This is a genomic window from Methylomonas koyamae, assembly GCF_019669905.1.
GTDB classification, from domain to species: Bacteria; Pseudomonadota; Gammaproteobacteria; order Methylococcales; family Methylomonadaceae; genus Methylomonas; species Methylomonas koyamae.
Map to the genome: position 1 here is coordinate 40026 of NZ_AP019778.1, position 14129 is coordinate 54154.

General features: G+C 56.7%; 1 protein-coding gene. It reads right to left on the minus strand.

What is annotated here, in order from left to right; translation table 11 throughout:
- Positions 1–27 precede the first annotated feature (27 nt).
- Complete coding sequence (locus MKFW12EY_RS22045; RefSeq protein ID WP_221054685.1) at positions 28–14001, minus strand: right-handed parallel beta-helix repeat-containing protein; 13974 nt, start codon at positions 13999–14001, stop codon at positions 28–30.
- Positions 14002–14129: the final 128 nt, after the last annotated feature.

Sequence of the window (14129 nt, forward strand, 5' to 3'; positions counted from 1 at the left end):
CCCAGGTCATTTGTTCCGTCTTACGGGTTACTGATTCATTCCATCCGCAATGATCTGTTCAGCAGCACCCTGATCAAACCCAGTGGCAGCCCAAACGTAAGCTGCACCTAGGGCATAATCCCAACCCGTAACTTCCCCTATTTCTTGCCCTAGCTTTAAACCGCCCCAGCCGGCAGCAATATATGGATTGAAAATGCCTCCAACATCAAGTGAACTACCTAATAAATCATTTAAACTATCGCTAGTTCGACACCTATAAAACTTATCAAGATTGTCAAATAATCCCAAAACATCCATAGCATCACCAAATTTATTAAGCGCGCCTAAACCATGTGCCAATCGTTTTCCAGCCTTCACTGAATTTGGTGACATATATTGATTCCCATAATATTTTGGACTGTAGTATTTACCATTGATATGTCGCCACTTCCCATCCTTCAAAGGATCCCATAAATCAAGTCCAAGACCTAATCCATCCTTGATTGGACTTGAATTATTTCCAGAGCAATTACAATTATCCCCTGCTTCAGGACTTGAGTCGTTTTCATTCGGCAATGGTGGAATCCCAGCAACTCTATCAGCAATATCCAACATTGGGTCTCTATACTTTCTAGGAGCCATTCCTAAATGGTCTATGATATCAATAGGAGAATGGTCTGAATAACCATACAAATTTAAGCCCCCCAAGTGCCCTATAGGATCATTCTCAATATATCGCCCTAAAGTCGGGTTATACATTCTCTGGAAATTATTGTGCAGCCCCGTCTCCTGATCATAATACTGCCCCGGAAACCTTAAATTATTCCCCACCGCAGCCAGCGAAACATGCATATTGCCGAACGCTTCCTGCCGGGCGCTCCATACCACCAAACCATTACTGTCGACCAATTTCTGCGGCGTCATCAAATGGTCGTGCTGATACCAGTAATACTGGCCATTCACCCGTTGGAATAGGGGACCGGTAGTCCACAACGAATCCGGCTGATAGCCATAAGACTTAATCAGTCCACCCTGCCCATTAAACTCCCCAACCAGACCTTCCTCGGCATAGGCAAAATAAGTTCTGACGCCAGCCACATCCTTCCACAAACGCCGCCCAAACGGATCGTAGTAATACTCGGCTACCGCCGAGCCATCGGTCCGTTCGACACGAGTCAGACGGTTGGCAATATCATGCCGATAGACGCGCTGGCTACCCAACGCGGTTTTGGTTTGCAGATTGCCGTTGGCATCGTAGGCAAAGTTATTGCCCGGATAAGACAACAAGCGGTTGTTGGCATCGTACTGCCATTCACCGACGGTGTTGGCCGCGGTTTTACGGTTACCCAATGCATCGTAGGTATAGGCTTCGTCGGTCAGGGTCGGGTTGTCCACGCCGGACAAACGATCCAAGACATCGTATTGATAGGCATAGTCGCCGTGCTCGGTCAGTTTGCCGGTAATATTGCCGCCGGCCGAACGCTGGTACCGGTAATTCATTAAGGTATTTTGCAGCGGATCCTTGCTGTGAATTTGGTTCACCCGCTGCAAGGCGTCGTAGCTGTAATCGGTAGTGACGCCACCCGGCAATGTCATGCGGTTCGGGCTGTTCCAGGTGTAACCGTTGTAGGTCACGCGTTTGCCGTCCGGCAGTTCCAGCGCGATCAAACGGTTGGCTTCGTCGTACAGATAGCGATAGGTGACGCCGTCCGGACCGGTGAAACTTTCCTTCTGGCCGTTGGCGTAGTAGCTGTAGGCCGTGGTCAACGTAAAGCTGCCGTAATCGGTGGCGGTGGCGGTCAAGCGCCCCAAGGCATCGTAGCTGTAGGTGGCCGAGGTGGTGCCGTCGTCGTAACCGGTGAGTCGACCGAGCTTGTCGTAGCTGTAATGGATGGTTTTGACCGGCGTCTGACTCTGGCTGTCGGCAAAGTGCTTCTCGCTCAGCAAGCGGTTGGCGGGACTGTATTGATAACGAATCGCCTGGCCTTTGGCATCCAGCAGCGCGATGCGGTTACCGGCTGCATCGTATTGGTAGTGCGTGGTTTCGCCCATCGGCCGGATTTCGGCGGTGACTCTACCGTTACGGTCATACTCGAAGCGGGTCACGCCGCCGTTAGGATCGGTCAACGCAATCAGCTTGCCCAAATCGTTGTAGGCAAACCGGGTTACGCCGCCGGCCGGATCGGTGGTTTGCCGCAAGCGGTTTAACGCATCGTATTCATGGTAGGTGGTGCGGCCTTCTTGATCGGTTTCCGCAGTTACGTTACCGCTGGCGTCGTATTCGCGGCTGACGCTTTGTTGAGTATCGGCATCCAATTGATCGGTGTTACGCACCACACGTTGCAGGCGGTCGTAATACAGGCGGGTGCTGTATGTCGGGTAGTCGATTTGTACCGGCCTATCGGATCGAGCGAAAGAAGCGTTGGTTTCGTCGTAGCGATAGCGCGTTTCGTAAGATTCGACTTCGCTACCAACTTTAGTCGCCAGCAAACGCTGCTCGCCGTCGTATTGGTTTGCGACTTTGCGTCCCGCTTCATCGGTCACTTCGACCGGCAAACCGTCGCTGTTATACCCTATCGTCTTGAAAAAGCCGTGGGGATCCGTTGCCCGAACCAATTGATGCCGCTGGTTGTAGGTAAACTGGTAACGGTTATTTTCCGCGTCCACCACTGCAATCCGGTTGCCGGCAGCGTCGTATTCGACTTTCGAGACATTTCCTTCCGGATCGGTGCTAGATGTCAATCGACCGTTGGCATCGTATCCGAAAATCCAGACTTTACCTTCGGGGTCCTTCACTTTTACAGGCTGGCCGGTCACGTCGTAACTCAAAAACTGCGTTTTATGGCCTTCAGCGTCGATCACACTCACTATGTTGCCACGAGCGTCGTAACTAAAGTTCAGCTTGGCTTCAGCTGTATTCGCATCGGACAGCAGTTTGACTTCCGCCAGCTGTTGCTCAGCATCGTAGGCATATGCCTGCATACGTTCGTCAACGGTACCTGCCGCATCGACACGACGCTGCAGATTTCCGTTGGCATCGTATGCAAATTCGGTGACGATGCCACGGCGATCAATTTGACGTTTAACCTGATGATAGACGTTTTCGTATTCGAACTTGGCTTCGCTGCCATCGGGATAAACGATGCGAGTAATTTTGTCCCAGTCGTCGCGCGTTACCCGGGTGCTATTACCTTTTTCATCGGTGGTGATTTCGGTTCGGCCATCGGTGGTTACCGTTTTAATCATACGCCCGTTGACAGCCGCGCGTAATACATCACCGTCGTCGTTATACCAAACTTCGGTGACTTTGCCGGCGGCAGTCTTGATTTGAGCGTAGCGCTCTTTTGCCGCTTTGTCGTATCCGAACTCGAAGTAATGGGCACGACCGTCCTGATCGGTGACCGATGCAACATCGCCGTTGCGGCGATAACTAATATCAATAGTTTTGCCAACCGCATCGGTTTTGGCGACCAACCTTTGCATCTCGTCATACCGGTATTCCATGATGCCACCGGCAGGATCGGTCACCGCCGTCAGCAGATCGCCGCTGTATTGATAGGTGACGGTACGACCGGCGGCATCCTTGGCAGAGATCAAATGATTGTTCTGATCGAATGCGAATTCAAATACCGGATTTCCATCAGCGTCGAGCATAACCTCACGGCGTAGCAAGGTCGCAGTGGCGTCGTAGTAACGCATTTGCCTGAGCAGTTTGGCTTTATTGCCGGCAGCCAATGTTTTGCCATCGGCGTCATAGCGTTCCCAGTTGCCCTCTGCGTCTTCCCACACAAAATTTTGCTGGTCGCGGACAATGCGGAATTCGTGATTACGAAAAGCGGCATCCGAACCGAACGCAGTCGGACTATAAACCACGCCGCCGCGATTAATCGAGACGATCAAACCGGTATAGGCATCGCGGGTGAGTTGCAAGCGCGTGCGTTGATGCTCCCAGTGCCAGGTATGATCGAAATAGCGTCGCTCGACGACGGTGAAACCACCGCGAACCTTGACGCGCAGATCTTCGACCTCATCCTGGTATTCGCGCAATACAGCATGTACCGAGCTACCGGTTTTGGGTTCTACCAGCTGATCCTTGTCGCAAGGCTTTTTCGGCTCTTGTGGAGATCCTGCTGGCAAACACTGATCCGGCGCCAACGGATTTTCCGGCGGTCTGGATGCCGGTGGAGTCCCTGATCCACCCGGCGAAGCGGAGCCAACCGTGCCGCTACCGCCGGCACTGCCGCCAAAACCACCTCCACCACCGTAGCCGCCGCCACCGCCGAATCCTCCACCGCCGCCGCCAACACCGCCGTAAACCGGGGGTGCGCTGCATTGGCCGTAGGGGTAATACGCATAGTTTTGGATTGCATCACGGCGCCAAGTGCCGTTGACGCAGTGATAGGTGTAGGTCACGCCAATCGGCAGAGCCTTCATCTGACATCCGGCGCCGGAACCGCCGTCCTGACCCTGATCCAGCGTTTTCAGAGCTACGATCCGATATGGAACCGTTACGGTTTCCTTGGCTTCCAGACTGGTAGGCAACCCGCCCAGCAACTCGATTCTGAAGGCATCGTCCGTCGGCAAATTGAATTGCAAATCTTCGGCGCGGATCAGGCCGTGGTTGGTCAAGGTAAATTCGCCGTAATACACCTCGCCGGCTTTCATTTTCGGCAGGTTGATCGCCCCCGGCTCCATCACCACTACCGGCGCCGGCACGTCGGTTTCGTAGGTGGCATTCAGCGTGATCTCGTACCGGTCCTGCAGCGGCACCTCGGTGACGCTCCATTCCACGCTGACCAAATCGTAATCCAGAAACACTTCCTGAACCTGAGTCAGACCGGGTTTGACGGTCAAACGGCCGATGACTTCCTGGTGGTTGGCGGCCGTGGCTTTAAATTTGTAACGGCCCGCCGGCAAGTCGGTAAACAAGGATTCGCCGGCTTGATCGCTGGTCTGGGTGCGGTCGATCGAGGTAACCGCCTCGTTTTGCAGGCGAATCTGCGCGCCCGCCAGGCCGGGAATCGCAACGCCGTTACGATCCAGCGTTGCGGTATAGATATTCGATAGATGGAATTTGACCTGGCCGATACCGGACTGGGTGACTGCGGCATAGACATTGACGTCGACCGGATCGGTATCGGCGCTGGACAAGCGCAGACGGAACTCCTGCAAGCCTTCGGCTACCGCTTGATTGGGCGAGAAAGCCAAGGTAACCGCTGTCGTCTGACCAACGGCCAAAGTATCGATGCGAGCCGGCGACACCAGGGACACCCAGGACGGTGCCGGATTGCCGCTTGGCGTCATTAAATCCAAGCGCAAGTCGTGTAAATCGGCCAGACCTCGATTGTCCAGCGTCAGGGTTTCCGTCGCCGAGGCGCCACGCGCCACGCCGGTTTCCAGATAACCGGGGCTAAACGCCAATACCGGCTTGGCTTCGCTGAGCGTGTAATCGACGCGGACCTTGGCCAATGTTTGGCTGCCGGCTTCGTAACTCTTGATCGACAACACCACTACGCCGCTGGCTGGAGCCGTGCCATCCGCGCGGAAATTAACCGTTACCGGTACGGTGTCTCCGGGCGCCAGGTCGACCGCCGGCGGCAGGCTCAATTGAATACCGGTCGGCAGTGCGCCGAGCGGTTGGTCGGCCGCTTCGAACGCCACTCTGACCCCGGTCGCCGCCGCCCCGCTGCCTGCGCTCAGTCGCAACGGGATAGTTTGATCGACATTGCGCGGACTGGTCAGTTTGATTTGCGACAAGTCGGTTAAAACCCGGCCAATGTTGAATTCGCTCTGGAGCGGACGGTCCTGCAAATCCGGATGAATCGCTGCCACTTGGTAGCGGCCGGATTCTCCCGGCAGCGGTTTGAAGCGGTAACTAAACTGACCAAGACGGTCGCTCACCACATCAACCACCCGCTCGAATCCGTTGACGCTGATGACCAACTTCAGCGGCGCCCAAGCCAAAGCCTGGTTGCTGCCATTGTCCATCGCACGGCCGCTGATCACGACATCTTCATTGCCGAACGAGTGCGCCGGGCTGATCGAACTAATCTCGCCACGGTAGGCAACATCCACCAATTTCAGCGGACGCTGCGTCTTGTTACCCGCGATCGCGGCTTGGCCGCTCCGGCCCAGATGGTAGTAAAAGTGGTCTATTTCGCCATAAAGGTAGACGTTGTCCGGCGCCGCCAGCGGAACTGAAATGGTGACGGGTTCGGAAACGAAGGTCTCGCCGGGCGGGATACGGATTACGGTTCTACCATCCGGCAAGGTGACGGCTTTTGCATCCAACGACTGGCGGAATGCGCGAGTGGCCAGGACATTGCCGTCCTGGTCGCGTAACTGGAAGCGAATTTCGTCGGAATCGGCACCGCCGCGGCCCAATGCCGTGACAATTTCGATTTCGGCGGAGCTGCTGTTGAACAAACTGAAGCGAACTTGGCCATTGGCACCACGGACAAAATCCGCACTCAGCAAGTTTGCGACCAGTGCGCCTTCGCCTACCGATATTTTGGAGTTACGGATAATCCGCGAAATTTCCCCGGTTTCGGCCGCCACTTCGACGGTACTGGTCAAATCGGCGGTATCGGCCAGATCGGCATGGCCGGCGAAAATGACCGGAATAACGCGCGACTCGCCGGCCGCCAATGTCAGGCCTTCGGAACTGTAATGGTAAGCGCCGATTTGGGCATTGACGCGCAAAACGGACAACGGCCGGTCGCTGCCATTGGTGACGGTGTAATCCAGGCGATTCATCAGAGCTCGCGCCAGACCGCCTGTTGGCGCCGTCACGCTCACTTTAGGCAACAAAACTTCGCGGCGCGGACCTTCCGCGCCATTGGCATCGACTTGGGCTACTGCATAGTGCCGCTGGGTTTCCGCATAACCGGTATCGGTATACGTCGGCGCATTCAACGGATTTTGATTCAACTTCAACCACAATCCGTTGTCGCGCAGGTAAACGTTAAAGCCGTTATCGCCTCCGCTGGTTTGCCAGTTCAATTCAGGCAGGCTTTGATCGGTCTGCGCGACCACTAACTCGCTGACCGGCAACAAGGTGAAGTTCAGATATTGCGTCGCGGCCGGCAACGATTCGTTACCCGCGGCGTCGACTGCGGTAACGCTGTAATAGTGGTCTGCGGGCGACGGCGATTGATCCAAAGCATACAATTTGCTTATATCGCTGTGGATGGCCGTCAAATTCGCCACCGACTGAATCGCAGCGGCGCTACGGTAATAGCGGTAACTCAAACCCTGTTCGTTCGCGGGCGCCTGCCAATCGGCGCGGATACCCGAGCCGGTCAAGACCAACGCCAGCCCGGTTGGCGGTGTCGGCGGCGTGGCATCCGCGTTGACCTCTACGATCTCGCCGTAACCGCTGACCGCTTCCTGGGCATTGGCGCTGCGCACCGATGCAATGGCGTAACGGTGAGCGCCATCGACACTGGTCTGGTCGGTCCATTCAGTCATCGAACCGGTACGCCGATACGGCGTCAGTTCGTTTTCGCCGGGCGCAGCCCGAAATAGTTGGTAATCGACCGCGCCGTTCACCGGTAGCCACTGCAATTTTACCCGGCCACCCGCCAAACCTTGGCCGGATAATCCGGACGGCGGATCCAAAGGTTGCAATTGACCTTGGTAGACCTGAAAGCGATTGCCGCCGACAATCGGCTGACTGGGGTTGCCGAGATCGTCTTCGGCCTGAAGTGAGAGGGTTAAGGTTTCGATTTCGGCCAAGCCGGCATCGGCGGGCAATGTGAAACTGGCGGTCCAGACCTTGGCCGATTGCCGAGTCAGGGCAGCCTTTTGTTCAGTCCTGGCCGGTCCCGAAAGCTGGTAGGCCAACTCGGGCGTTGCGTTGTGGGCCAATTCGGCATCCAGTTCCAATTCGACTTGCAAAGCTGCCGGTTGCGGATCGTTTTTAATCGGATCGCCCGGCAACACATTCAAGCGGACCACTTTGGGACCGTCGGTATCGATCTGGATCGTCGCACCGGCATCGATTTCGGTTCCGCGATTACCGTAACGGTCGCGGGCGGAAAACACGGCATAGGCGGTACCGGTCAAAGTCTCATCGCTGATATCGAAGACGCCGTGGTAACGGGTATCGCTTAATTTGGCCAGTTCCACGGCAACCGGCGCACCACCGTCCGGGGTCAAGGTCAGGAACGGTTTTTCCGACAGTGTCTCGCTGACATCGACATCCACGGCAACCCGACCGAGCCCCATGCGCCCAGAATTGGCATCGAAGGCTCCTGACGGGGTATAGCTGATCGCGGTCGCACGCGGCGGAGTGGCATCGGCTGAAGCATTCGCCTGATTCGATACCGCACTTGCGGTGCCGGCATTGTTCACCACAACCAAACGGTAATAATACTGGCCGTCGATGCCGGGAAAATCGTCGAAGCTGGTCGCCGTCAATAGCTGATTATTGACTCGTGTGGCTTGTGCAATCGATTCGAAGGGGCTTGCGGAACGGTACAAAGCGTACCCAGCCACGCCGTTGGCCTGGACTGCGTTCCAGTTCAGCCGGATCACGCCCGATTCGCGACTGACAGCGGTCAGACCGGCCGGTGTGGGCGGTATCGACGCATCCACAGTCACTAACACTGCATTGCTCAAAGCACTGCGCCCGCCTCGGTTTTCAGCGGCCGCCTGCAGCGAATTGCTACCGAGTTGCAACGCTATCGAACCTAGAAAGCGGTTATTGCTATCCAGTGCCAGCGGCCCGGCAATTTGCACACCATTACCGAACAGCACGATCTGGCTGCCTTTTTCGGCAACGCCGCTAACCGTGGTCTGCAACTGGTTGGTCAACAAACCATTGGTCGGGGCCGCGATTGTGGGTGCGGCAGGCGCACTCAATGCGATAGTGAGATTGACGGTGGTTGTGGCTTTGTTACCCAAGGTATCGTAGGCGTCGATTTGCAAGACATGGGCGCCGTCGCTGAAGCTGGCGATGTCCCAAAACGCCGAGAAACTATTGGAGCCGATGCTGTCCGTCGCAAACAACTGGCCGTCGACGCTGAATTCGACCCGGCCGATCCCGTTGTTGTCGTCTGCGTTGATAGCCAGGGTTCCGGGCTTGCCCAAGGACGCTCCGCTGGTTAACGGTTGATTGTTGAAGCGGATATTCGAAATCACCGGCGCCGATTGCGGCAAGTCGGCGCCATCGATCACTGTAAAAATTGTCGACACTAAGCCGCTATTGCCCAGTCCGTCCTTGACCAAGGTACTGACGCTATAGACATCCTTGGCTAAGGGCGAATTGGCAGTAAATATCAATTCGTTGCCGGAACGGCTCCATTGGCCGCCGATTAAGCCTTGGGCCTGGCCGGCCACTCGGGCAGAAGCCAATGCCTGAGTGTAATCGATAGCACCTTGACTATCAGACAGGCGGATGCGGACTTCGGACAAAGGACCGGTCACTCGCGCACCGTTGGCCGGGGTGCTGCCGGAGATGGTCGGCGCCGAGGTATCGCGAACAACTCTCAGCATCACGCTATCACTGCGGTGGCCTTGCTCGTCCACCGCATAAAGGGTCATTAAATTGATGCCAGAAACCAGGGGAACCGGCACTGACCAAGCGGTCTGGGCATCGGGCGCCACCACGACCACACCATTAACAGCGATGCCGGTTGCAGCCGATTTCAGCCCGGATAGGGTAATTTCCGCTTCGGCGGTGGGCGAAGCCACCGGCGTCACCGACGGCATCGGCAATATCATCCTGCCGCCGTATGCGCCGAGTTCGGTGCCGTCACTGCTGGCGGCTTTGGAGGGTGAATTTGCGGCAAGGTGCCGGTCGTTATCGGAATATTGCGGGTCAATCGATTGTTCGGTGGTTTTCGGGGTGACTATGTAGGTGTAACTGCCGTGCCCATAGGTCCGGTCGGTACCATTGCCCCAGACGTTGTTGTAGCCGCGCGTGAAGTCGCTGCCGGCATACGCATATAGCCCCGTCCTGTTGCGCGTCACAATGTTGTTTTCGAACACCAGACTCGCCGACGGACTGTAAAAGTACACTCCTTCACTGCCGTTCAGATCAATGGTGTTGTAGCGTATCCTCGGTGCCGCAGAACTGTTCGAATAGATGCCGTAACCGCTGTTCTCCACAATCAGGTTGTTCTCGATGCGTGGCGAACCGTCGTAAACCATTACACCGTTAGCGCAGCCGCTAATCAGATTGCGGCTGATTTCGTGCACCGGGCCGTACACGGAAATACACGTGCTTGCACCGCTCATTCGCGCGTGTTTGATCGCGCTGCCGGAGGCACTCGCACTTAGGACGATTCCGTTCCACTGGCTACCGGCAAATAATGCTTCGAACACAATCGGTTGATGCGCTGTGCCGACGATGCTGGAGACGCTATCGACGATCAAACTGGCATTGGGTGGCATTTTGATGACCGTGCCGGGCTCGATGTCCAAGCGCCACGGCCGCGCCACGGTAACGCTGCCGGTCAACACCACCTCGCCGCTCCAGCGTTCGTTTTGTGTCAGGCTGCCGCTGGTAGTCGGCGTGGTGCTGTAGACCGGGTCAAAAACCGGGGCGTCGCCGCCATTACCGTAGGCGCCGATCTCGCCACCGGTCGCAGAGGCAGTTTTCGATGGTGAACTCGCCGTCAGGCGGCGGTCGCCTAGGTACGGATCAAGGTATTGCGGGTCGCTGGAAATCTCGCTGGCTTTCGGGGTCGCGATGTAGGTGTAACTACTATGCCCATAGGTCCGGTCGGTACCGTTGCCCCAGACGTTGTTGTAGCCGCGCGTGAAGTCGCTGCCGGCATACGCATATAGCCCCGTCCTGTTGCGCGTCACAATGTTGTTTTCGAACACCAGACTCGCCGACGGACTGTAAAAGTACACTCCTTCACTGCCGTTCAGATCAATGGTGTTGTAGCGGATCTTCGGTGCTGCGTTACCATTCGAAAAAATCCCGTAACTGCTGTTCTCCACAATCAGGTTGTTTTCGATCTTCGGGCCGCCCGAATTCACCATGATCGCCGTGCCGCAACCGTTGATGATGTTGTGGTTGATCTCGTGGGCGGTACCGGACAGGTTCAAACAGGTGTTGGCGCCGGTGATCTGCACATACCGCACTACGCTGGCCGCGGCGCTGTTGCCGATCGTCAAGCCGCTCCATTGGCCGCCGCCGCTGGCGGCTTCAAAGATGATCGGCGACTCGGCGCTCCCCACCAAACTCGCCAGGCTGTTCACCGTCAGGCTGGCGTTGGCCGGTACTTTGATCCTGGTGCCGGGTTCGATCACCAGCCGCCACGGCCAATTCACAGTCACGTCGCCGGTCAACACCACGTCGCCGCTCCAGCGCTCGTTCTGCGTTAGGCTGCCACTGGTAGTCGGCGTGGTGCTGTAGCCGGGATTGTAAACCGCGACGTTGCCGCCATTGCCGTAGGCACCGATCTCGCCGCCGGTTGCCGAGGCGGTTTTCGACGGCGAAGCGGCATTCAAGCGCCAATCCCCCAGGTAAGGGCTTTGGTATTGCGGGTCGCTGGAAATCTCGCTGGCTTTCGGGGTCGCGATGTAGGTGTAACTACTATGCCCATAGGTCCGGTCGGTACCATTGCCCCAGACGTTGTTGTAGCCGCGCGTGAAGTCGCTGCCGGCATACGCATATAGCCCGGTCCTGTTGCGCGTCACAATGTTGTTTTCGAACACCAGACTCGCCGACGGACTGTAAAAGTACACTCCTTCACTGCCGTTCAGATCAATGGTGTTGTAGCGGATCTTCGGTGCTGCGTTACCATTCGAAAAAATCCCGTAACTGCTGTTCTCCACAATCAGGTTGTTTTCGATCTTCGGGCCGCCCGAATTCACCATGATCGCCGTGCCGCAACCGTTGATGATGTTGTGGTTGATCTCGTGGGCGGTACCGGACAGGTTCAAACAGGTGTTGGCGCCGGTGATCTGCACATACCGCACTACGCTGGCCGCGGCGCTGTTGCCGATCGTCAAGCCGCTCCATTGGCCGCCGCCGCTGGCGGCTTCAAAGATGATCGGCGACTCGGCGCTCCCCACCAAACTCGCCAGGCTGTTCACCGTCAGGCTGGCGTTGGCCGGTACTTTGATCCTGGTGCCGGGTTCGATCACCAGCCGCCACGGCCAATTCACAGTCACGTCGCCGGTCAACACCACGTCGCCGCTCCAGCGCTCGTTCTGCGTTAGGCTGCCACTGGTAGTCGGCGTGGTGCTGTAGCCGGGATTGTAAACCGCGACGTTGCCGCCATTGCCGTAGGCACCGATCTCGCCGCCGGTTGCCGAGGCGGTTTTCGACGGCGAAGCGGCATTCAAGCGCCAATCCCCCAGGTAAGGGCTTTGGTATTGCGGGTCGCTGGAAATCTCGCTGGCTTTCGGGGTCGCGATGTAGGTGTAACTACTATGCCCATAGGTCCGGTCGGTACCGTTGCCCCAGACGTTGTTGTAGCCGCGCGTGAAGTCGCTGCCGGCATACGCATATAGCCCCGTCCTGTTGCGCGTCACAATGTTGTTTTCGAACACCAGACTCGCCGACGGACTGTAAAAGTACACTCCTTCACTGCCGTTCAGATCAATGGTGTTGTAGCGGATCTTCGGTGCTGCGTTACCATTCGAAAAAATCCCGTAACTGCTGTTCTCCACAATCAGGTTGTTTTCGATCTTCGGGCCGCCCGAATTCACCATGATCGCCGTGCCGCAACCGTTGATGATGTTGTGGTTGATCTCGTGGGCGGTACCGGACAGGTTCAAACAGGTGTTGGCGCCGGTGATCTGCACATACCGCACTACGCTGGCCGCGGCGCTGTTGCCGATCGTCAAGCCGCTCCATTGGCCGCCGCCGCTGGCGGCTTCAAAGATGATCGGCGACTCGGCGCTCCCCACCAAACTCGCCAGGCTGTTCACCGTCAGGCTGGCGTTGGCCGGTACTTTGATCCTGGTGCCGGGTTCGATCACCAGCCGCCACGGCCAATTCACAGTCACGTCGCCGGTCAACACCACGTCGCCGCTCCAGCGCTCGTTCTGCGTTAGGCTGCCACTGGTAGTCGGCGTGGTGCTGTAGCCGGGATTGTAAACCGCGACGTTGCCGCCATTGCCGTAGGCACCGATCTCGCCGCCGGTTGCCGAGGCGGTTTTCGACGGCGAAGCGGCATTCAAGCGCCAATCCCCCAGGTAAGGGCTTTGGTATTGCGGGTCGCTGGAAATCTCGCTGGCTTTCGGGGTCGCGATGTAGGTGTAACTACTATGCCCATAGGTCCGGTCGGTACCGTTGCCCCAGACGTTGTTGTAGCCGCGCGTGAAGTCGCTGCCGGCGTAGGCATAAAGCCCGGTCCTGTTGCGCGTCACGATGTTGTTTTCGAACACCAAACTCGCCGACGGCTGGGAAAAATACACCCCGTCGTCGCCGTTCAAGTCGATGGTGTTGTAGCGGATCTTCGGTGCTGCGTTACCATTCGAAAAAATCCCGTAACTGCTGTTCTCCACAATCAGGTTGTTCTCGATGCGGGGAGAGCCGCTAGCGACGTAGATTCCAGTTTGATTTTGAACGATGTGGCTATTGGCAAGAATGATATTGGTTGCCGACGAAAGATAAACGCCATTCCCGGTACATTCGCTAATCACAGTGTTGGCGATGTCTTGTGTGCCGCCATTGACGGAGATGCATGTCGCTGCGCCGCGAACCTGGGCTTGGCGAACATTGGAGCTTGATCCGGCATTGAGGACGATTCCACCCCAAGCCTGGGCCGGATCATCGCGTCGAAATTCGACATTTTGTTCGGCAGAGCCTTGCACCAATAAACTGCCGTTGACCGTTAACGCAGCACTCGGCGCAAAAGCCAGCTCGGTTCCGGCTGCAACCGTCAGAGTCACACCGGAGGCAACGGTGATGTTGCCGGCAACGTGATAAGGAACACCAATGTTAGGCCAAGTGGTGTTGGCGGTAATGGTTTGGGCCGGAATTTCCTGGGCAGGTGGATTCCCGGCAGCCGCCAGTGTTGCCTGAATCGATAGCATCAAAAAAGCAACAAACATCCAAACTGTGAGCTGAACTCTTCCCATTACCATGTGAGTGTTCCTTCGGTGGAGAAACCGGCATGCGTATGAGCCCCAGACTGTGTCTTAAGGCTTAGTGGTTAATCAAATGTACTAACGTGCGTGGC

Coding starts and splice junctions, on each gene's coding strand:
- MKFW12EY_RS22045 (WP_221054685.1), bottom strand. CDS start 14,001: ATGTTTGTTGCTTTTTTGATGCTATCGATTCAGGCAACACTGGCGGCT.